26 protein-coding genes are annotated in these 20503 nt (G+C 53.1%); 17 read left to right on the plus strand and 9 right to left on the minus strand.

Annotation, left to right across the window (positions count from 1 at the left end; all coding sequences use genetic code 11):
• Positions 1 to 81: 81 nt before the first annotated feature.
• Positions 82 to 1704 (plus strand): isovaleryl-CoA dehydrogenase, encoded by a 1623-nt coding sequence (locus tag EOS97_RS12510; RefSeq protein ID WP_000118967.1) that lies wholly within the window; start codon positions 82 to 84, stop codon positions 1702 to 1704.
• Between the two features lie 44 nt (positions 1705 to 1748).
• On the opposite strand, the gene yjfN is transcribed toward EOS97_RS12510, so the two are convergent.
• Together yjfN and bsmA are read right to left on the minus strand one after the other, a co-directional pair.
• Positions 1749 to 2024: a DUF1471 family protease activator YjfN gene (gene yjfN / locus EOS97_RS12515; protein WP_001518964.1), complete on the minus strand. Its 276-nt coding sequence runs from the start codon at positions 2022 to 2024 to the stop codon at positions 1749 to 1751.
• A 130-nt stretch (positions 2025 to 2154) separates the two neighbouring features.
• The gene (gene bsmA / locus EOS97_RS12520) at positions 2155 to 2484 is read right to left on the minus strand and encodes a biofilm peroxide resistance protein BsmA (RefSeq protein WP_000586836.1); all 330 of its coding nucleotides are present in this window, start codon (positions 2482 to 2484) and stop codon (positions 2155 to 2157) included.
• A 183-nt stretch (positions 2485 to 2667) separates the two neighbouring features.
• On the opposite strand from bsmA, the gene yjfP reads away from it, so the two are divergent.
• Positions 2668 to 3417, plus strand: coding sequence for an esterase (gene yjfP / locus EOS97_RS12525; RefSeq protein ID WP_000560308.1), 750 nt, complete (start codon positions 2668 to 2670; stop codon positions 3415 to 3417).
• Here yjfP and ulaR read toward each other — a convergent pair.
• Both ulaR and ulaG read right to left on the minus strand, forming a co-directional pair.
• A complete protein-coding gene (ulaR, locus tag EOS97_RS12530) occupies positions 3414 to 4169 on the minus strand; it encodes an HTH-type transcriptional regulator UlaR (RefSeq protein ID WP_000133618.1) in 756 nt (251 codons plus the stop codon). The genes yjfP and ulaR overlap by 4 nt on opposite strands.
• A gap of 104 nt (positions 4170 to 4273) precedes the next feature.
• Positions 4274 to 5338: an L-ascorbate 6-phosphate lactonase gene (ulaG, locus tag EOS97_RS12535; protein ID WP_000049161.1), complete on the minus strand. Its 1065-nt coding sequence runs from the start codon at positions 5336 to 5338 to the stop codon at positions 4274 to 4276.
• A gap of 362 nt (positions 5339 to 5700) precedes the next feature.
• Here ulaG and ulaA point away from each other — a divergent pair, with 362 nt between their 5' ends.
• The 7 genes from ulaA (at position 5701) to EOS97_RS12570 (ending at position 10752) form a co-directional block, all read left to right on the plus strand.
• Positions 5701 to 7098 (plus strand): PTS ascorbate transporter subunit IIC, encoded by a 1398-nt coding sequence (ulaA, locus tag EOS97_RS12540; protein ID WP_000404873.1) that lies wholly within the window; start codon positions 5701 to 5703, stop codon positions 7096 to 7098.
• Between the two features lie 15 nt (positions 7099 to 7113).
• A complete protein-coding gene (gene ulaB, locus EOS97_RS12545; protein ID WP_000218358.1) occupies positions 7114 to 7419 on the plus strand; it encodes a PTS ascorbate transporter subunit IIB in 306 nt (101 codons plus the stop codon).
• Positions 7420 to 7428: 9 nt separating this feature from the next.
• Entirely contained in the window at positions 7429 to 7893 is a 465-nt protein-coding gene (ulaC, locus tag EOS97_RS12550; RefSeq protein WP_000776531.1) for a PTS ascorbate transporter subunit IIA, read from the plus strand.
• Between the two features lie 13 nt (positions 7894 to 7906).
• Positions 7907 to 8557, plus strand: a complete 651-nt coding sequence (ulaD, locus tag EOS97_RS12555) for a 3-keto-L-gulonate-6-phosphate decarboxylase UlaD (RefSeq protein ID WP_000056761.1) — start codon at positions 7907 to 7909, stop codon at positions 8555 to 8557.
• Positions 8558 to 8566: 9 nt separating this feature from the next.
• Entirely contained in the window at positions 8567 to 9421 is an 855-nt protein-coding gene (ulaE, locus tag EOS97_RS12560) for an L-ribulose-5-phosphate 3-epimerase UlaE (RefSeq protein ID WP_000949530.1), read from the plus strand.
• Entirely contained in the window at positions 9421 to 10107 is a 687-nt protein-coding gene (locus tag EOS97_RS12565) for an L-ribulose-5-phosphate 4-epimerase (protein ID WP_001170771.1), read from the plus strand. The genes ulaE and EOS97_RS12565 overlap by 1 nt, the downstream gene beginning before the upstream one ends.
• Positions 10108 to 10194: 87 nt before the next feature.
• The gene (locus tag EOS97_RS12570) at positions 10195 to 10752 is read left to right on the plus strand and encodes a DUF1440 domain-containing protein (RefSeq protein WP_000026295.1); all 558 of its coding nucleotides are present in this window, start codon (positions 10195 to 10197) and stop codon (positions 10750 to 10752) included.
• A 53-nt stretch (positions 10753 to 10805) separates the two neighbouring features.
• Here EOS97_RS12570 and yjfY read toward each other — a convergent pair whose 3' ends face one another.
• Complete coding sequence (gene yjfY, locus EOS97_RS12575; RefSeq protein ID WP_000466074.1) at positions 10806 to 11081, minus strand: DUF1471 family protein YjfY; 276 nt, start codon at positions 11079 to 11081, stop codon at positions 10806 to 10808.
• Positions 11082 to 11467: 386 nt separating this feature from the next.
• Between yjfY and rpsF the strand changes: the two genes are divergently transcribed.
• The 5 genes from rpsF to EOS97_RS12600 all read left to right on the plus strand — a co-directional run bounded on the left by rpsF (position 11468) and on the right by EOS97_RS12600 (position 13981).
• The gene (gene rpsF / locus EOS97_RS12580; RefSeq protein ID WP_001216673.1) at positions 11468 to 11863 is read left to right on the plus strand and encodes a 30S ribosomal protein S6; all 396 of its coding nucleotides are present in this window, start codon (positions 11468 to 11470) and stop codon (positions 11861 to 11863) included.
• 6 nt (positions 11864 to 11869) lie between these two features.
• The gene (priB, locus tag EOS97_RS12585; protein WP_001519453.1) at positions 11870 to 12184 is read left to right on the plus strand and encodes a primosomal replication protein N; all 315 of its coding nucleotides are present in this window, start codon (positions 11870 to 11872) and stop codon (positions 12182 to 12184) included.
• Between the two features lie 4 nt (positions 12185 to 12188).
• Complete coding sequence (rpsR, locus tag EOS97_RS12590) at positions 12189 to 12416, plus strand: 30S ribosomal protein S18 (RefSeq protein WP_000135199.1); 228 nt, start codon at positions 12189 to 12191, stop codon at positions 12414 to 12416.
• A 41-nt stretch (positions 12417 to 12457) separates the two neighbouring features.
• The gene (rplI, locus tag EOS97_RS12595; protein ID WP_001196065.1) at positions 12458 to 12907 is read left to right on the plus strand and encodes a 50S ribosomal protein L9; all 450 of its coding nucleotides are present in this window, start codon (positions 12458 to 12460) and stop codon (positions 12905 to 12907) included.
• A 147-nt stretch (positions 12908 to 13054) separates the two neighbouring features.
• The gene (locus EOS97_RS12600; protein WP_127836157.1) at positions 13055 to 13981 is read left to right on the plus strand and encodes a DMT family transporter; all 927 of its coding nucleotides are present in this window, start codon (positions 13055 to 13057) and stop codon (positions 13979 to 13981) included.
• A 49-nt stretch (positions 13982 to 14030) separates the two neighbouring features.
• Here the strand turns inward: EOS97_RS12600 and EOS97_RS12605 are convergent, their stop codons facing one another.
• Positions 14031 to 14666: an OapA family protein gene (locus EOS97_RS12605; RefSeq protein WP_001119448.1), complete on the minus strand. Its 636-nt coding sequence runs from the start codon at positions 14664 to 14666 to the stop codon at positions 14031 to 14033.
• Positions 14667 to 14885: 219 nt separating this feature from the next.
• Between EOS97_RS12605 and fklB the strand changes: the two genes are divergently transcribed.
• Together fklB and cycA are read left to right on the plus strand one after the other, a co-directional pair.
• Positions 14886 to 15506, plus strand: a complete 621-nt coding sequence (gene fklB / locus EOS97_RS12610) for an FKBP-type peptidyl-prolyl cis-trans isomerase (RefSeq protein WP_000235161.1) — start codon at positions 14886 to 14888, stop codon at positions 15504 to 15506.
• Positions 15507 to 15801: 295 nt separating this feature from the next.
• On the plus strand, positions 15802 to 17211 hold the full coding sequence (gene cycA / locus EOS97_RS12615) for a D-serine/D-alanine/glycine transporter (protein ID WP_000228322.1): 1410 nt from the start codon (positions 15802 to 15804) through the stop codon (positions 17209 to 17211).
• Positions 17212 to 17322: 111 nt separating this feature from the next.
• Here the strand turns inward: cycA and ytfE are convergent, their stop codons facing one another.
• From ytfE to EOS97_RS12630, 3 genes are all read right to left on the minus strand, one after another.
• Entirely contained in the window at positions 17323 to 17985 is a 663-nt protein-coding gene (gene ytfE, locus EOS97_RS12620; RefSeq protein WP_000331471.1) for an iron-sulfur cluster repair protein YtfE, read from the minus strand.
• Between the two features lie 102 nt (positions 17986 to 18087).
• A complete protein-coding gene (locus EOS97_RS12625; RefSeq protein WP_000623290.1) occupies positions 18088 to 19053 on the minus strand; it encodes a DMT family transporter in 966 nt (321 codons plus the stop codon).
• A gap of 80 nt (positions 19054 to 19133) precedes the next feature.
• Positions 19134 to 19982 carry an SDR family oxidoreductase gene (locus EOS97_RS12630; protein ID WP_000560607.1) on the minus strand — a complete coding sequence of 283 codons (849 nt, stop codon included), beginning with the start codon at positions 19980 to 19982 and terminating at the stop codon, positions 19134 to 19136.
• A gap of 87 nt (positions 19983 to 20069) precedes the next feature.
• Between EOS97_RS12630 and EOS97_RS12635 the strand changes: the two genes are divergently transcribed.
• A complete protein-coding gene (locus EOS97_RS12635; protein ID WP_001201297.1) occupies positions 20070 to 20456 on the plus strand; it encodes a helix-turn-helix domain-containing protein in 387 nt (128 codons plus the stop codon).
• The last annotated feature ends 47 nt before the right edge of the window (positions 20457 to 20503 follow it).

Below are 20503 nucleotides of genomic sequence, written 5' to 3' on the forward strand. Positions count from 1 at the left end.
TACTTTTGTGATCTTGCTCCGGCGTCAATGGCGCAGTCATGACCATACTTGACTTCAGCGCCATTGAAGGAGGGAGACACCATGTCCTGGCAAACACATACCGTCTTTAATCAACCTGCTCCGCTCAATAACAGTAACTTATTCCTGTCTGATGGCGCGCTGTGTGAAGCGGTTTCCCGGGAAGGCGCGGGATGGGATAGCGATCTTCTCGCCAGTATTGGCCAACAACTGGGAACGGCGGAATCACTGGAACTGGGGCGTCTGGCGAACGCGCATCCTCCTGAGTTGCTGCGTTACGATCCCCAGGGACAGCGTCTGGATGACGTTCGCTTTCACCCCGCCTGGCACCTGTTGATGCAGGGGCTTTGCGCTAATCGGGTACATAACCTGGCCTGGGAGGAAGAGGCAAGGGCGGGAAGTTTTGTCGCCCGGGCGGCGCGTTTTGTATTACATGCTCAGGTAGAAGCGGGAACACTCTGTCCTGTCACGATGACCTTTGCCGCGACGCCGTTGCTATTGCAGATGCTTCCCGCCACTTTCCATGACTGGCTGGCGCCGCTGCGCAGCGATCGCTACGATTCGCATTTGCTGCCGGGCGGGCAAAAACGGGGCCTGCTTATCGGCATGGGAATGACGGAAAAGCAGGGCGGATCTGACGTACTCAGTAATACGACCCACGCGGAGCGGCTGGCGGATGATTCATATCGGCTGGTGGGACATAAATGGTTTTTCTCTGTGCCGCAAAGCGATGCGCACCTCGTGCTGGCGCAGGCAAAAGGAGGACTATCCTGTTTCTTTGTGCCGCGTTTCCTGCCAGACGGGCAACGGAACTCTGTTCGCCTTGAACGCCTGAAAGATAAACTCGGTAATCGATCTAATGCCAGCGCCGAAGTCGAGTTTCAGGATGCCGTCGGCTGGCGGCTGGGAGAAGAGGGCGAAGGGATTCGGCATATCTTAAAGATGGGCGGTATGACGCGTCTTGATTGCGCGCTCGGGAGTCATGGCTTAATGCGGCGCGCATTTTCAGTCGCGATTTACCATGCTCATCAGCGTCAGGCTTTTGGTAAGCCGCTGATCGAACAACCGTTGATGCGACAAACCTTAAGTCGTATGGCGCTATGCCTGGAAGGGCAGACAGCGCTTTTGTTTCGGCTGGCGCGCGCCTGGGAGCAACGTCGCGAGGCGAAAGAGGCATTATGGGCGCGATTATTCACGCCAGCGGCGAAATTCGCCATCTGTAAGCAGGGAATCCCTTTTGTGGCTGAGGTGATGGAGGTTCTCGGCGGGATGGGGTATTGCGAAGAGAGCGAACTCCCGCGCCTGTACCGTGAAATGCCGGTGAACAGTATCTGGGAAGGTTCCGGCAATATCATGTGTCTGGATGTACTTCGGGTGCTGACAAAACAACACGGCGTCTATGACGTATTGAGTGAAGCTTTTGCGGAAGTCAAAGGTCAGGATCGCCATTACGACCGCGCGGTACGTCAGCTACAGCAACGTTTACGCAAACCGGACGAAGCAATGGGCAGAGAGATTACGCAGCAGCTTTTCCTGCTGGGGTGCGGAGCGGAAATGCTGCGTCATGCCTCGCCGCCGCTGGCGCAAGCGTGGTGTCAGATGATGCTGGATACACGCGGCGAAATGCCGCTGCCTGCCCAGGTGCAAAATGATTTACTGTTAAGGGCGACCGGGGGACTGCGGTAACGTTTGGCCTGTAGTACATGCCATCCGGCGCGAGCCACGCGGCATCAGGCATAGAGTATCGCCTGTACGCGCCAGTTATCCGACTGTTGTTCTTCATACATTTGAATAATTCTGTACCAGGACGCACCCTGTTCATCGGCTTTCAGGGCGATAATCCGCTCCACATCCTGTGGGTTTCCTGCAACATTACTGACCGAGATCAGGCCGATTTCATTCAGACCCGTTACGCAGTCAGCACTGGCGAATTCGGCAGACTGTGCCGTCGTACTCACCAGTCCGGCAGAAAGCAGCAGTGAGGATAAGGCAAGTTCTTGTTTCATCGTCAGCTCCTTATTACATACCCCGTATTTAACAGGACGCTCCATCACGGTAAACCTGTTTGTTTATTGTGCACAGGTAAACGCATAGGGACGCAAAGCAATGTAAAACTGACTAAAAATCAATCTACTGTTATTGACGATACAAAATGGCTTGTGAATACCACTGGCCGGTTACAACCGTTTCATCAACCATTAAGATAACGTAATAATCGGCTTTCGCAGCGACGGCTTTCGCTCTGATTTCATCTATTGCATCATCCGGGGAGCCCCGAACCAGCGCGCTTACGGTCCCCATCCGCTGTAGTCCTTGCGTTTGATCGCGACGGATTTCCTGCGGGTGATCGGCGACAGGCGGTGCAGGTTGCGGCGTACCCTGCAGCACGCTACACGCGCTTAATAACAGCGCTGCTATCAATGAAGCAAACCGACGCATAACTCTATCTCGTTTCCTGATAATCATAGTGTAATGCCTTATTGATTTCCCTTTAGGGGGAATGTTCCCGAAGTGTTACCTGTCACGCGATTTTCGAATGAAAACGTTGCGAAAGCGTAACCCAGTTCTCAAACATTATGAATTATTGCGCTATCCATAAACTTGCGTTAAGTATTTCTCCGTGGCATACCGGATAAAAAGGAGAGAATAATGATAGCGATTGAAACACGACAATTAGCCGGAGGCGTCGTACTACATGCCTTCCCGGAAGGGAAACGCGCCGTGCCGCTTCCCTGTGTGGTGTTCTATCATGGCTTCACCTCCTCCAGCCTGGTTTATAGTTATTTTGCCGTTGCCCTGGCACAGGCAGGATTCCGGGTAGTCATGCCGGATGCGCCGGAGCATGGCGCTCGCTTCGGCGGCGACTCACAGGGACGAATACACCGATTCTGGCAGATTCTGCACCAAAACATGCAGGAATTTACGACGTTACGTGCGGGGATTCAGGCGGAAAACTGGCTACTTGACGGGCGGTTGGCGGTGGGCGGCGCATCCATGGGCGGTATGACGGCGTTGGGCATTATGACGCGTCACCGAGAGGTAAAATGCGGGGCCAGTTTAATGGGGTCGGGCTATTTTACCGGGCTCGCCCGGACGCTTTTCCCGCCGTTATCCCCGCAGAACCCGGCACAGCAGGCGGAATTCGACAATATCATCGCGCCACTACGTGAATGGGAAGTCACACACCAGTTAGAGCGACTGGCCGACAGGCCGCTTCTGTTGTGGCATGGTCAGGAGGATGACGTGGTGCCTGCTATCGAAACCTTCCGGCTCCAGCAGGCACTCGCCGGGGCGAAGCTGGATAAGCATGTGACCTGTTTATGGGCCGCAGGCGTGCGGCATCGCATTACGCCAGAAGCGTTGTCGGCGACGGTAGCGTTTTTCCGACAGCATCTTTAAACGCGGAGTATGCTTACACCCTGGGCTTCAAGCTGTTGCAAAACTTGCGGATTGGCATTTTTGCCGGTAATCAGCATAGCGATCTGATCGGCGCGGCTGAACAGCATTCCCGCGCGCTCGCCAATTTTACTACTATCGACCAGCGCGACCAGTTTCCCGACGACGCTGAGCATTTTTTGTTCCGCCATGGCGGTTAGCATATCGGTCTTGTACAGGCCATCCGCGGTTAAGCCCTTTCCGCTGGTAAACATCCAGTGGCCAGCATAGAGACTGTTTTCACTTCCCTGCGGGCTCAGGGTAATCGACTGGCTTTTGTTGTACTGCCCCCCCATGATAATCACGCTGTCATGCTCTTGATCGATCAGATAATTCGCCAGCGGCAGATAGTTGGTAATGATCTGTACCGGCTTCCCGCACATTTCGCGCCCCAGCAGGAAAGCGGTGGAGCCGCAGTTAATCACTACGCTTTCACCCGGGTTTACCAGCTGCGACGCCGCTTTCGCGATGCGTACTTTTTCATCGTGATTTTGCGCCTGGTGCAGATTCATCGGCGTCCAGCGGGGCCGCTGTTGGGTAATGGCCTCTGCGCCGTTGCGCACTTTTTTAAGTTTCCCGCTTTCGTCGAGCTTGTTGATGTCGCGGCGCGCTGTCGCCGGGGAGATCCCCAGACGCTCAATCACGTTTTCGACGGTAACAAAGCCCAACTGTGCCAGCATATCCAGCAGTATTTGATGTCTTTGTGCTTCAGTCATGAGCTATTCCGATACAAATTGATTTGAAAAGATGATATTTGAAATAGCCTGGAAATACTAAAGTAAATGGAAAAAATGCCGGGTAATCCCGGCATGATATCGACTCACAGGAAGGATTTGAACGGTAGATCGGGTTCAATGGTAAAGCAATCGTCAAACCCACGCGGATAGTGGTATTCGAAATTGTCTTTATCCAGCGGCCAGGTAAACTTGCCGCCAACCTGCCAGATAAACGGTTTAAAACCATACTTCAGGCGATCTTTCTTCATTTCCCATAGCACGCGGATCTCCTGCGGATCGGCCTGGAAGTTCGACCAGATATCGTGATGGAACGGGATCACCACTTTGGTATTCAGCGATTCCGCCATGCGTAAAATATCCGCGCTGGTCATTTTGTCCGTAATACCGCGCGGGTTTTCACCGTAAGAACCAAGCGCGACATCAATTTGATGTTCGTTGCCGTGTTTCGCGTAGTAGTTGGAATAGTGAGAATCGCCGCTGTGATAGAGATTGCCGCCCGGCGTTTTAAACAGATAGTTAACCGCGCGTACATCCATGCCGTCCGGCAGTACGCCAGCGGCTTTCTGATCGGCGGGCAGGGTGATTAATGCGGTGCGGTCAAAGGCATCAAGCGCGTGAATTTCAATATCTTTCACTTTCACGACATCGCCCGGTTTTACCACGATGCAGCGTTCTTTCGGCACGCCCCAGCCAACCCATAAATCCACGCAGGTCTGCGGGCCGATAAACGGAACATCATCGGCGCAATTCTGCATTACGGCAGCCGCGACATTGACGTCAATGTGATCGTTATGGTCGTGGGTCGCCAGTACGGCGTCAATCTGACGGATAGCGAAAGGATCGAGAACAAACGGCGTGGTGCGCAGGTTAGGCTGTAATTTTTTGACGCCAGCCATACGCTGCATCTGATGGCCGGTTTTCATCAACGGATTACCGTGGCTCTGTTTACCGGTACCGCACCAGAAATCGACGCATACGTTAGTGCCGCCTTCAGATTTTAGCCAGATACCGGTACAGCCCAGCCACCACATAGCGAACGTACCCGGCGCGACCTGCTCTTGCTCAATCTCTTCGTTCAGCCAGCTTCCCCACTCCGGAAACGTGCTCAGAATCCATGATTCACGCGTGATGCTTTGTACTTTACTCATCGCATTTACCTTCATGTTTGTTCAAAATGGTTCAAAACGTGATTTGTTTTGATTAATCCTGACACTATTTTCTCAAGAAGGCAATGGGCTATTTTTTGACTTTTGGGTAGAGGAGAACGCAGCCAGAAGAAAATTTAATCTTTTCTGGCGTCATGGGGATGTATTCATCTTTATGATTTTACTTATTTTAATGAAGAAATGAGTTATTTATAAGTAAACCATGTATTAAGTGTGCTAATTATTTGCGCGCTACGTCACATTTAATCAAATTCAATCTTGTTGTGATTACTTTTGAAAATTACAGTGGAGGGACATTATTCTGAGCGCCTGTGACTCAGCAACCTTGTCTACCGGAGATCGTTATGGAGATCCTCTACAACATCTTTACCATTTTTTTTAATCAGGTAATGACCAATGCCCCGCTATTACTGGGTATTGTGACCTGCCTGGGCTATATCCTGCTGCGTAAAAGCGTCAGCGTGATCATCAAAGGGACGATCAAAACCATCATTGGCTTCATGCTGCTACAGGCCGGGTCCGGCATTCTGACCAGCACCTTTAAACCGGTGGTGGCGAAAATGTCTGAGGTCTACGGCATCAACGGCGCGATTTCCGATACCTATGCTTCGATGATGGCAACGATCGAACGGATGGGTGATGCGTATAGTTGGGTAGGCTACGCGGTGTTGCTCGCGCTGGCGCTGAATATTTGTTACGTCTTGTTGCGACGCATTACCGGTATTCGCACCATCATGTTGACCGGGCACATCATGTTCCAGCAGGCGGGGCTGATTGCGGTCTCTTTCTATATCTTCGGCTATTCCATGTGGACCACCATTATCTGCACGGCGATACTGGTTTCCCTGTACTGGGGTATTACCTCCAACATGATGTACAAGCCGACTCAGGAAGTGACGGACGGCTGCGGTTTCTCCATCGGTCACCAGCAGCAGTTTGCTTCCTGGATTGCCTATAAAGTCGCGCCGTTCCTGGGCAAAAAAGAGGAAAGCGTTGAAGACCTCAAACTGCCGGGCTGGCTGAACATTTTCCATGACAACATCGTCTCCACGGCGATTGTAATGACCATCTTCTTTGGTGCCATTCTGCTCTCCTTTGGTATCGATACCGTACAGGCGATGGCGGGTAAAACCCACTGGACAATCTATATCCTGCAAACCGGTTTCTCCTTTGCGGTGGCGATCTTCATCATCACTCAGGGCGTGCGTATGTTTGTCGCCGAACTCTCTGAGGCCTTTAACGGTATCTCCCAGCGTCTGATTCCGGGCGCAGTACTGGCGATTGACTGCGCCGCTATTTATAGCTTCGCGCCGAACGCGGTGGTCTGGGGCTTTATGTGGGGCACCATCGGTCAGCTGATTGCGGTTGGCATCCTGGTTGCCTGCGGCTCCTCGATCCTGATTATTCCTGGTTTTATCCCGATGTTCTTCTCTAACGCCACTATCGGCGTGTTCGCTAACCACTTCGGCGGCTGGCGTGCGGCGCTGAAGATTTGTCTGGTGATGGGGATGATCGAAATCTTTGGTTGCGTCTGGGCGGTGAAACTCACGGGGATGAGCGCCTGGATGGGTATGGCGGACTGGTCGATTCTGGCACCGCCGATGATGCAGGGCTTCTTCTCCCTCGGTATCGCCTTTATGGCCGTCATCATTGTAATTGCACTGGCTTATATGTTCTTCGCTGGCCGCGCACTGCGCGCAGAAGAAGATGCAGAAAAACAACTGGCAGAACAGTCTGCTTAATAAGGAGTTTTGATTATGACCGTACGTATTCTGGCTGTGTGTGGCAACGGACAGGGCAGTTCCATGATCATGAAAATGAAAGTGGACCAGTTTTTAACCCAATCAAACATTGACCACACGGTAAACAGCTGCGCGGTTGGCGAGTACAAAAGCGAGTTGAGCGGCGCGGATATCATCATCGCTTCTACCCATATTGCGGGCGAAATCAGCGTGACCGGCAACAAATATGTGGTTGGCGTGCGTAACATGCTCTCTCCTGCTGACTTCGGCCCGAAACTGCTGGAAGTGATCAAAGAACATTTCCCGCAAGACGTGAAGTAAGGATGCAACATGAAATTACGTGATTCACTGGCGGAGAATAATTCTATCCGCCTGCAGGCTGAAGCGAATACCTGGCAGGAAGCCGTCAAGATCGGCGTCGATTTACTGGTGGCTGCCGACGTGGTAGAGCCGCGCTATTACCAGGCGATTCTGGATGGCGTTGAGCAGTTTGGCCCCTATTTTGTGATTGCCCCCGGCCTGGCGATGCCGCATGGCCGCCCGGAAGAAGGGGTGAAGAAAACCGGTTTTTCGCTGGTGACCCTGAAAAAGCCGCTGGAGTTCAACCACGAAGATAACGACCCGGTCGATATTCTGATCACCATGGCGGCGGTTGATGCCAACACTCACCAGGAAGTGGGCATCATGCAGATCGTCAACCTGTTTGAAGACGAAGCTAATTTTGACCGTTTACGCGCCTGCCGCACCGCGCAGGAAGTCCTGGATCTCATTGACCGCACCAACGCGGCAGCTTAAGAAGGAATTGAAAATGTCATTACCAATGTTGCAGGTCGCGCTGGACAACCAGACTATGGATAGCGCCTATGAAACCACTCGCCTGATTGCCGAAGAAGTCGACATTATCGAAGTGGGCACCATTCTGTGCGTGGGCGAAGGCGTGCGTGCGGTTCGCGATCTGAAAGCGCTCTATCCGCACAAAATCGTGCTGGCGGACGCCAAAATTGCCGATGCCGGTAAAATCCTCTCCCGTATGTGTTTCGAAGCCAACGCGGACTGGGTGACCGTGATTTGCTGTGCGGATATCAACACCGCAAAGGGCGCGCTGGATGTGGCGAAAGAGTTCAACGGCGACGTGCAGATCGAGCTGACCGGTTACTGGACCTGGGAACAGGCGCAGCAGTGGCGTGATGCGGGTATTCAGCAAGTGGTTTATCACCGCAGCCGTGACGCGCAGGCGGCAGGCGTGGCGTGGGGCGAGGCGGATATTACCGCGATTAAACGGCTCTCCGATATGGGCTTTAAAGTGACCGTGACCGGCGGACTGGCGCTGGAAGACCTGCCGCTGTTCAAAGGCATTCCGATCCATGTCTTTATCGCGGGGCGTAGCATTCGCGATGCCGAATCGCCGGTAGAAGCCGCACGGCAGTTCAAACGCTCCATTGCCCAACTGTGGGGCTAAGGAGCGGCTATGCTGTCGAAACAAATTCCGCTCGGCATCTATGAAAAAGCGCTCCCTGCCGGGGAGTGCTGGCTGGAACGCCTGCGGCTGGCGAAAACGCTGGGTTTTGACTTCGTTGAAATGTCGGTGGACGAGACCGACGCCCGCCTGGCGCGGCTCGACTGGAGTCGCGAGCAGCGCCTGGCGCTGGTGAGCGCGGTTGCTGAAACCGGCGTGCGCGTGCCGTCCATGTGTCTGAGCGCGCATCGTCGTTTTCCGCTCGGTAGCGAAGATGACGCGGTACGGGCGCAGGGGCTGGAGATTATGCGTAAAGCGATTCAGTTTGCGCAGGACGTCGGGATTCGCGTCATTCAACTGGCGGGGTACGATGTTTACTATCAGCAGGCCAACGACGAAACGCGTTGCCGCTTCCGCGATGGGTTAAAAGAGAGCGTTGATATGGCCAGCCGCGCCCAGGTGACGCTGGCGATGGAGATCATGGACTACCCGCTGATGAATTCCATCAGTAAAGCGCTGGGCTATGCTCACTACCTCAATAACCCGTGGTTCCAGCTCTATCCGGATATCGGCAATCTGTCGGCGTGGGATAACGACGTACAGATGGAGCTACAGGCGGGAATCGGGCATATCGTCGCGGTACACGTCAAAGATACTAAACCCGGCGTGTTCAAAAATGTGCCGTTTGGCGAAGGCGTTGTCGATTTCGAACGCTGCTTCGAAACGCTCAAACAGAGTGGCTATTGCGGGCCCTATCTGATTGAGATGTGGAGCGAAACAGCAGAGAACCCGGCGGCAGAGGTAGCGAAAGCGCGTGACTGGGTGAAAGCGCGCATGGCCAGCGCCGGTCTGGTGGAGGCAGCCTAATGCAAAAGCTCAAGCAGCAGGTATTTGACGCTAACATGGATTTGCCCCGTTATGGACTGGTGACGTTTACCTGGGGCAACGTCAGCGCTATCGATCGCGAACGCGGATTGGTGGTGATTAAGCCAAGCGGTGTCGCCTATGAAACCATGAAGGTAGATGACATGGTGGTGGTGGATATGGATGGCAAAGTGGTGGAGGGACGTTATCGTCCTTCTTCCGATACCGCTACCCATCTGGCGCTGTATCAACGCTATCCGTCGCTTGGCGGCGTCGTTCATACCCACTCCACCCACGCCACGGCATGGGCGCAGGCGGGGATGGCTATTCCAGCGCTCGGCACCACGCACGCGGACTATTTCTTTGGCGATATTCCTTGTACCAGGGCGTTAAGCGAAGAAGAAGTGCAGGGCGAGTACGAGCTGAACACCGGTAAGGTGATCATCGAAACGCTGGGCGAGGTGGAACCGCTGCATACGCCAGGCATTGTGGTGTATCAACACGGGCCGTTCGCCTGGGGGAAAGATGCGCACGATGCGGTACATAACGCGGTCGTCATGGAGGAAGTGGCGCGAATGGCGTGGATTGCGCGCGGCATTAACCCGGCGCTGAATCCCATCGACGATTATCTGATGAATAAACACTTCATGCGTAAGCATGGCCCGAATGCGTATTACGGGCAGAAGTAAAACAACGCTCCGGGATCCTATCCCTCAGGGATGTAATTGGTCAGATTCCGGAGCTTCTTTCATAACACTCTATAGAATCATACTATTGTGTCTATCAACGGATTGTTTGTTAAAACTGACCCACAGCGGCGTCGGTATGGAGTAGCTGCGTTAATTGGTTTTGCAGCGGGTATTATTTCAGCATTTGTAAAATGGGGCGCGGAAGTTCCTTTACCGCCGCGAACGTTTTCCGGCGGGCGCGATGAGTTTAATCCACCGTATATTTTTTTGCGGGATTATTTAGGCATTGACCCAACACAAACGGTTTATACCTTTTCTGAGCATGTTATTAACCCTGTGATGGTAACTCACATTATCTTTTCGCTGGTATTCGCAATAGGTTACTGCGTCGTCGCGGAAATTTTCCCTAAAGTTAAATTATGGCAGGGGATACTGGCGGGGCTGATTGTTACGGTTGTCGTGCATGGCATATTCTGCCCGGCGCTGAACTTAACGCCTCCGCTTACACAACTTCCTTTTGACGAGTACGCTTCTGAAATTCTGGGACATGTATTTTGGTTTTGGGTGATTGAGTTAATGCGCCGCGATCTGCGAAACCGCATAACGCATGAGCAGGATGCCGAAGTGCCATTAACAACCCGATAAGCGAAAAAAAATGCCCCCTGACCAGGGGGCAAAACTATGGCATTTTCCTGATACTAGCGATAAATTTCCGCGCTGGCATGCATGTTGCCGTTACTACCGGGCTCCCGTAACAAAATCGGGTGGTAGTACATTGCGCCTCGCGCATCAGTTTCTTCTTTCAGCGCCTGGCGGGCCTCGCTTTCAGTCGCGAAATTATGGTTTATGTAAATCACGCCTAAGCTCTGTATATCGTCCATATTTCTGGCCTGACGATTATCAATTTCAATGGCTGCCATTGTATTTACGCTGAGCAAAAATCCAGCCAGAAGGGGGAAAATACGGAAGAACATAGTGACCTCCTCGGCGGCGGTTGCTGACCTGGCCCTGCCTCCTTTTTTGTGAACCTCTGATGTTATTTTAATCGCTACCAGCAGGAGCGATAGCGACCATTTCTGATGCAGTTGTTCAAAAAATTACCGCATTTCCCGCTGATGCCTGATAAATCGTCAACTCGCTAGCTGTTATGGTGGTTAACAGGTCGGTATCTCATCCTTAATCTTTTACATTTCAGAACTGATCGGCAGGCACATAAATAATCGAACTATTGCCTTGAGTTTCGCCGGGCGTGTCAGTATTATAACGCGTCATTTTTCAGCCGACCTTTAACACGTTCCTTGCCTCCATGGGCCGCGGCTGACCCAGACAGGAGGCTGAATAATCCGTAAGGAGCAATTCGATGCGTCATTACGAAATCGTTTTTATGGTCCATCCTGACCAGAGCGAACAGGTTCCGGGTATGATCGAGCGTTACTCTGCCGCCATCACTGGCGCAGAAGGCAAGATCCACCGTCTGGAAGACTGGGGCCGCCGTCAGCTGGCTTACCCGATCAACAAACTGCACAAAGCGCACTACGTTCTGATGAACGTTGAAGCGCCGCAGGAAGTGATCGATGAGCTGGAAACTACCTTCCGCTTCAACGATGCCGTTATCCGCAGCATGGTTATGCGTACTAAGCACGCTGTTACCGAAGCTTCTCCGATGGTTAAAGCGAAAGACGAGCGCCGTGAGCGTCGCGATGATTTCGCTAACGAAACCGCAGATGATGCTGAAGCTGGGGATTCTGAAGAGTAATTTCTGATGACCAACCGTCTGGCGTTGTCCGGCACCGTGTGCAGGGCCCCCCTTCGAAAGGTCAGTCCATCAGGAATTCCGCATTGCCAGTTCGTGCTTGAGCATCGTTCTGTGCAAGAGGAAGCCGGCTTTCACCGGCAGGCGTGGTGCCAAATGCCCGTTATTGTTAGCGGACACGAAAACCAGGCCATTACTCACAGTATAACGGTCGGCAGCCGCATAACCGTTCAGGGGTTTATTTCTTGCCACAAGGCAAAGAACGGTCTGAGCAAAATGGTTCTGCATGCCGAGCAGATTGAATTGATAGATTCTGGAGACTAGCCATATGGCACGTTATTTCCGTCGTCGCAAGTTCTGCCGTTTCACCGCGGAAGGCGTTCAAGAGATCGACTATAAAGATATCGCTACGCTGAAAAACTACATCACCGAAAGCGGTAAGATTGTCCCAAGCCGTATCACCGGTACCCGTGCAAAATACCAGCGTCAGCTGGCTCGCGCTATCAAACGCGCTCGCTACCTGTCTCTGCTGCCGTACACTGATCGCCATCAGTAATCGGTCACGGTCCATTAATACGACTTTGAGAGGATAAGGTAATGCAAGTTATTCTGCTTGATAAAGTAGCAAACCTGGGTAGCCTGGGTGATCAGGTTAACGTTAAAGCGGGCTATGCTCGTAACTTCCTGGTACCACAGGGTAAAGCTGTTCCGGCTACCAAGAAAAACGTTGAATACTTCGAAGCACGTCGCGCTGAACTGGAAGCTAAACTGGCTGACGTTCTGGCTGCTGCAAATGCACGCGCAGAGAAAATCAACGCCCTGGAAACCGTTACTATCGCGTCTAAAGCAGGCGACGAAGGTAAACTGTTCGGTTCCATCGGTACTCGCGACATCGCTGACGCTGTGACTGCAGCTGGCGTTGACGTGGCTAAGAGCGAAGTTCGTCTGCCGAACGGCGTTCTGCGTACCACTGGCGAACACGAAGTGAACTTCCAGGTTCACAGCGAAGTATTCGCAAAAGTTATCATCAACGTGGTTGCTGAGTAATCAGTCATTCTCGTTTTTGCTAGCAACGAAACGTCGGCCCAGCGCCGGCGTTTTGCTTTTTTAACCCCATCGCTTTTCGACTGGCTATCTCCCCCTCTTTTCGCGATAATCAAAAATAAAACATTATTTTAATTTCTTGGTGAAAGAATGGATACCCAACGCCAGGCCTCCCCGTTTGCCCGCAAAAACGTCGTTTATGTGTGTGCCGCATTTTGTTGCCTGCTATGGGGCAGCGCTTATCCAGCCATCAAAAGTGGTTATGACCTCTTTCAGATAGCCACCGACGATATCCCTTCTAAAATTGTTTTTGCTGGTTATCGTTTTTTGTTTGCGGGTGGGTTGCTGCTACTGTTCGCGCTGCTTCAGCGTAAACCGATTGGTCGGTTTCGTCCGCGCCAGTTTGCTCAGTTAACGTTACTGGGGCTGACCCAGACGTCGCTGCAATATCTCTTTTTCTATATCGGCCTTGCGTTTACCTCCGGCGTGAAAGGCTCAATCATGAACGCGACAGGCACATTCTTCAGCGTATTGCTGGCGCACTTTATTTATCAGAACGACCGATTGAGCTACAACAAAACGCTCGGCTGTATTCTGGGCTTTGCGGGCGTCATGGTGGTGAACGTCAGCAATGGCCTGGATTTCAGCTTTAATCTGCCGGGAGAAGGCTCCGTGGTGCTGGCGGCGTTTATTCTTTCTGCGGCCACATTGTATGGCAAACGTCTCTCGCAGACGGTCGATCCGATGGTCATGACTGGCTATCAATTGGGGATTGGCGGTCTGGTACTGGTCATTGGCGGTTACGTTTTTGGCGGTACGCTGACGATACATGGCTTCTCGTCGGTGGCGATTTTAGTCTACCTGACGCTGCTCTCGTCGGTCGCTTTTGCGCTATGGAGCATTTTACTCAAATATAATCGCGTGGGGATGATTGCGCCGTTTAACTTTCTGATCCCGGTTTCTGACGCGGCTCTTTCGGCTATTTTTCTCGGCGAGAATATATTGGAGTGGAAATACATGATTGCGCTGGTGCTGGTGTGTTCGGGGATTTGGTGGGTGAATAAGGTGAAGCGGTAATGCTTCACCTGAACGAATAGGGTATAGGCGGGGTAAGGCGCAGCCGGCGTTACTGTGCGCGAATAAAACTGCCGTCAGGCTGACGCGTAAACAGCACCTGTTGACCGTTATCGCCATCTATCGTTAAACCTGTCACCACCCCGCTGGCATTCTGGCGAATTTTAATCATTTGACCATTTTTGAGGTTACTCAGCGGTTTGCCAGCGCCTTCTACCTGCGCCATTGCATAAACGTCTGTCGGGGGCAGTCCGTGGTCACGGAACAGTTGCGCCAGAGTTTTACCAGACTCTACCCGGTACGAGCGCCACTGTTGACCGATGCCGCTATCCTGCTGGAAAGGCTGCGTCTGCGGCTGGTTTTGTTCTTCCGGCTGGCCTTCCTGGATAGGTTCCGGCGCAACGGGCGCCACCTGATCCGGATCGTTTTGCGGCGCGACCAGTTGCGCCTGAAGCTGGGCCTCCGTCGGCGGCTGTGATTGCGATTGCAGATCCAATTGCGCTTCCCGCGTGACGACAGGCGAGTCGCTGGTCTCGCTGGCGGGCAGCAGGAAGCCGATCACCAGCACGATAGCGGCAATGATAATGCCACGACGATGCATAGGCGGCAGCGGCTCCATGATGCGAAAATTATCCGGCGCGTGCCAGATTTTCGCCAGGGTTGGTTTTAATTCAAAGCGCCCGGGCATGGTTTACCTCCTGCTCCGCATCTCGTTCCTTAATCATAGAGTATAGATGGCTAACGCTATGATACTGGTAGTGCTATCCGCTTTCGTGACATCAATACGGATAATCTATTGTTTCTTTTTCCCTGCGATTTGTCATCCTCCCTGAGACAAAGTTTTACCAGAAGAAGCGTGGCTGTTATGCTGCCCGCTACTTTTTTGATATCCGATGAAGGAAAAATAATGGCCACCCCGACTTTTGACACTATTGAAGCGCAAGCGAGCTACGGCATTGGTTTGCAGGTAGGGCAGCAGCTCAGCGAATCCGGTCTTGAAGGGCTGTTGCCTGAAGCGCTGGTTGCAGGCATTGCTGATGCGCTGGAAGGTAAACACCCGGCGGTTCCTGTTGATGTGGTGCATCGTGCGCTGCGTGAAATTCATGAGCGTGCGGACGCGGTGCGTCGTGAGCGTTTCAAAGCGATGGCGGCCGAAGGCGTGAAATACCTGGAAGAAAACCGCGAAAAAGACGGTGTGAACAGTACTGAATCTGGTTTACAGTTCCGCGTTCTGACGCAGGGCGAAGGCGCGATTCCGGCGCGTACCGACCGCGTACGCGTGCATTACACCGGTAAGCTTATTGATGGCACCGTATTTGACAGCTCCGTCGCGCGCGGCGAACCGGCTGAATTCCCGGTAAATGGCGTGATCGCCGGCTGGATTGAAGCGCTGACTCTGATGCCGGTAGGTTCCAAATGGGAACTGACTATCCCACAGGAGCTGGCCTATGGCGAGCGTGGGGCCGGGGCATCTATTCCGCCATTCAGCACCCTGGTGTTTGAGGTGGAACTGCTGGAAATTCTGTAAGCGCCCCGGGTTTGCCGGATGATGGCGTAAACGCCTTATCCGGCAACCCTGACTTCAGCAGATGCCAATATTTTATTTTGCAAATGGCGTCGTTACGTGTATTTTTGTGAGCTAATTCGCATTATCAAAGTGATATAACACTCATTTTAAACATAAAATTAACATTGTATTTGAATCTTAGTATTCATCCCGCCGATTCTTACCTAATATCGATGAGTCCTGATAACAGGATCGTCGTATCATAGACCAAAGGCCGTAGAGCCCGCACAACACAGACAGGTACAGGAAGAAAAACATGGTAGATCAGGTAAAAGTCGCAGCCGACGAACAGGCTCCGGCTGAACAGTCGCTACGGCGCAATCTTACAAACCGTCATATACAGCTTATCGCTATTGGCGGCGCTATTGGTACCGGTCTGTTTATGGGATCGGGTAAAACGATCAGTCTCGCCGGACCGTCGATCATTTTTGTGTATATGATCATCGGTTTTATGCTTTTTTTCGTGATGCGCGCCATGGGGGAATTGCTGCTCTCGAATCTGGAATATAAATCGTTTAGCGATTTTGCTTCCGACCTGCTTGGCCCCTGGGCGGGATATTTCACCGGCTGGACGTACTGGTTTTGCTGGGTAGTGACCGGTATGGCTGACGTGGTGGCGATTACTGCCTACGCGCAGTTCTGGTTTCCCGGCCTTTCCGATTGGGTCGCCTCGCTGGCGGTAGTGATCCTGCTGCTAAGCCTCAACCTCGCCACCGTTAAAATGTTTGGTGAAATGGAATTTTGGTTTGCCATGGTCAAAATCGTCGCCATCGTAGCGTTGATTGTGGTCGGGCTGGTGATGATTGCGATGCACTTTAAATCGCCGACCGGCGTTGAAGCGTCTTTCGCGCATCTGTGGAATGACGGCGGCTGGTTCCCGAAAGGTATTAGCGGGTTCTTTGCCGGTTTCCAGATTGCGGTGTTCGCCTTCGTGGGCATTGAGCTGGTCGGTACTACCGCCGCAGAAACTAAAGATCCGGAAAAATCGCTGCCGCGCGCGATTAACTCAATACCGATCCGTATCATCATGTTCTACGTCTTTGCGCTGATTGTCATTATGTCGGTGACGCCGTGGAGTTCCGTGGTGCCGGATAAGAGCCCGTTCGTTGAGCTGTTTGTACTGGTGGGTCTGCCTGCCGCCGCGAGCGTGATCAACTTTGTTGTGCTGACCTCGGCGGCGTCTTCCGCCAACAGTGGCGTCTTCTCGACCAGCCGTATGCTGTTTGGCCTGGCGCAAGAAGGCGTGGCGCCAAAAGCGTTCGCTAAGCTATCGAAACGCGCGGTACCGGCGAAAGGCCTGACCTTCTCCTGTATCTGCCTGCTGGGCGGCGTGGTTATGCTGATGGTCAACCCGAGCGTGATTGGCGCATTCACCATGATCACTACGGTTTCGGCTATCCTGTTTATGTTTGTCTGGACCATCATTCTGTGTTCATACCTGGTGTACCGCAAAAAGCGTCCCCACCTGCATGAAAAATCCATCTATAAGATGCCGCTCGGTAAGCTGATGTGCTGGGTCTGCATGGCGTTCTTTGCGTTCGTGCTGGTATTACTGACGCTGGAAGACGATACGCGCCAGGCGCTGATCGTGACGCCGCTGTGGTTTATCGCGTTGGGTCTGGGCTGGCTGTTGATAGGTAAGAAACGGATGGCGGGAATGCGTTAATTGTTTTGCCCGGTGGCGCTGGCGCTTACCGGGCTTACAGCGTAGCGTTGATTTGTAGGCCGGATAAGGCGCAGTTTACAGCCGCCATCCGGCAAAATGCCCGGCTGGCGATTATTCCCCGGCCAGCGCGCGTGGGAACAGCACGTTATTCTCCAGGCTGATGTGCTCCATCAGATCATCAATCATCTCATTAATGCCGTTATACATCGCTTTCCAGGTGGTACACGCTTCTGGCGGCGGCGTTACATTTTGGGTAACGTGTTTGATGACGTCTACCAGCTCTCCCGCCTCGTCATGCTCGCTTTCCATTACGCTTATCGGGCCCGTTGCCTGGCGACCCATACCCTGTTTGATCATTGGGAACAGGATCTGTTCTTCTTTCATCATATGGCTGGAAAGCTCTTCATGCAGCGCGGTGAGATATTTTGTCAGGCCGCGTGGGACGTTTGGCTTATCCGCGTGAACGCGTTCCACTTTGGTTGCCTGCAGGATAAGCTCCGGCAGTTGTTCGCGGTGTCGGTCATGATAGCGCACCACGATATGGTCAATAATGTCCGCCAGCGGAACGGCGCGCCAGTCTTTTTCGATGGGCTGTTCAGCCAATTGCGCCAGTTGCGCTTCAATAATGTCAATATCGACGTCGTGACGCGCGGCGGCACGCGCCAGCGTCTGTTTTCCGCCGCAGCAGTAATCCATATCGTACTGGCGAAACAGCGCCGATGCGCGGGGAATAGAGAGCGCCAGTTCGCCTAAAGGTTGATCGCGATAAGCCATAGCCGTTACCTCATTTGCAATAATATAAGTTGTATTTTAAATACATCTTTAAGGCGAGGCTATAACTCTTTCGGGGTGCGTATAATTTAAGCGAGTATGAAATTAGCGTTCCGTGACCGGAACGACGGTCGCTTTTTCCGGTTTCGCTCTCACGGCAATGACCACGCCCGCCACCAGGAGCGCAATGCCGCTTAACGTCAGGAATGGCGGGATTTCCTGGCGCAGAATGAAGGTATAGAGCAGTCCCGCCAACGTCTCAAAAACAATCAGCGGCCCTAAAATAACGGTTGGCAATTTTTGGCTGGCGATATTCCAGCACAGCGCGCCCACCCAGGAACACAGCACCGCGATGGCGATCATCAGACCGATAAACAGCGCGGGATGCGGGCCAAAGGGCAGGGTAAACAGCGGTTTCTGGATACTCAGCCACAGACAGACCGCCGCATAGCCGATTAACGAGACCGGCAGCGTAACCAGCGCCTGCGCCGTTGCCCACATCATGGGATGTTTGTCGGGATTTTCCCGCAGCCAGCGGGCGTTGCGCAGCGCATACCATGCCCAGCACGCTACGGAAATCAGCGCCAGCACAATGCCTGAACCATAGCGCCAGCCGCTAACATCGGACAATCCCTGGCTAAGTTCAGCAATATTGACGCACAGCAGGCCAAAACCGATAAGCGCCAGCGCGGGCGCTAAACGCCGCCAGGATAATCTGCCGTCTCGTTGGCTATAGAGAACGTTAGCGAAAAGCGGAATGACGACCGGCAATGTCCCGATGATCATCGTCGAAACCGGCGCGCCGGTTCGCTGAATGGCGCTGGCGAGGCAGGCGTAATAGATTACATTGCCCATCAGAGTCAGCGACAGGGCGGTGGACCAGTCTTTGCGCGTCAACTGGCGTAACCGCGTGCGGCCTAGCCAGGCAATCGGCAGGGCAATCAGCCCCAGCGCCAGATAGCGTCCCATTGACTGTAAGAGGGCCGGGTAATCCGGCACGATTAACGGGCCGACGAAAATCAATCCCCACATTAGCCCTGCCAGCAGGGCGTATAGCACGCCGCTAATCATCAGATTCTCCTCATAAACCGTTCCGTCATTATCAGAGAAGGTCTATGAGGATGCCACATAAATTAACTAAATTTTAACACTTACAGTACGGAGCGAAGGCTTTCTGTGAGCGTCGTCGTCGGGCGACCGATGAGTTTACGCAGCGTATGGCTGTCATCAAACAGGCCGCCTTTCGCCGCGCCAGCGTCAGAATTGGCCAACATATCCGCCAGTCCGTCAGGCAGGCCTGCGCCTTTCAGCGCGGCGGCAAAATCGACTTCGCTCAGGTTCTGGTAGACGATTTTTTTTCCGCTCTGATGAGTAAGTTCATCCGCCAACTGGCTTAATGTCCAGGCGCCATCACCCGCCAGCTCGTAGACATTCCCGGCGTGACCCTCTTCACGGATGACGCGCGCGGCGGCGGCGGCATAGTCAGCGCGCATTGCGGAGGCGATTTTCCCTTCTCCCGCCGCGCCAATAAAGACGCCATGTTTCAGCGCGGCAGGGACGCTCGCCAGGTAGTTTTCCGTATACCAGCCGTTACGTAATAGCGTGTGAGGAATACCTGACTCAGCCAGCATCTTTTCCGTTTCAATATGTTCATCGGCGAGCGCCAGCGGCGATTTATCCGCATGTAGCAGGCTGGTATAGGCGATGAATTTCACCTTCGCGGCAATGGCGGCCTGAATAACGTTGCGGTGCTGAACTGTGCGTTGTCCCACTTCGCTGGATGATATAAGCAGCAGTTTATCAACGCCCTGTAAGGCGGTGGTCAGCGCAGCTTCGTTAGCGTAATCCGCCTGGCGAACGGCAATCCCGCGCTGACTGAGCAGGGCGGCTTTTTTCGGGTTACGGACGATCGCGATGAGGTGACTGGCGGGCGTCGTTTTTAGCAGGTTTTCAATAACGTGTTGGCCCAGTTGGCCCGTTGCGCCAGTGATAGCAATCATGGTGAACTCCTCAGTTTTGGTCTTGTGTTTTATTACGCTACCACCTAAACTTACTTTTAGTAAGTACGTACAAAAAGGTAAGTATCAATGCGCGCTCATACTCTTTCCCGGCAGTTGCGTGAAGGCAATCTCTTTGCTGAACAGTGCCCGTCCCGTGAGGTGTTAAAACATGTCACCAGTCGCTGGGGCGTACTGATTCTGGTCGCGTTACGCGACGGTACACACCGTTTTAGCGACCTGCGGCGCAAGATGGGAGGCGTGAGTGAAAAGATGCTGGCGCAGTCGTTACAGGCGCTTGAACAGGACGGATTTCTTAACCGGGTGTCATATCCAGTTGTTCCGCCGCATGTGGAGTACAGCCTGACGCCGCTTGGCGAGCAGGTGAGTGATAAAGTCGCCGCTCTGGCGGACTGGATAGAACTGAATTTGCCGCAGGTATTGGCGCAGCGGGAGCGTTTATCAGATGGCGGCTAGCGCTTTATTCGGCCTGCCAGTCAGGCCGAATAAACGCAGCGCCATAC

It is taken from the genome of Salmonella sp. SSDFZ54 (genome assembly GCF_004010735.1).
In the GTDB taxonomy this organism is placed as follows: Bacteria; Pseudomonadota; Gammaproteobacteria; order Enterobacterales; family Enterobacteriaceae; genus Salmonella; species Salmonella enterica.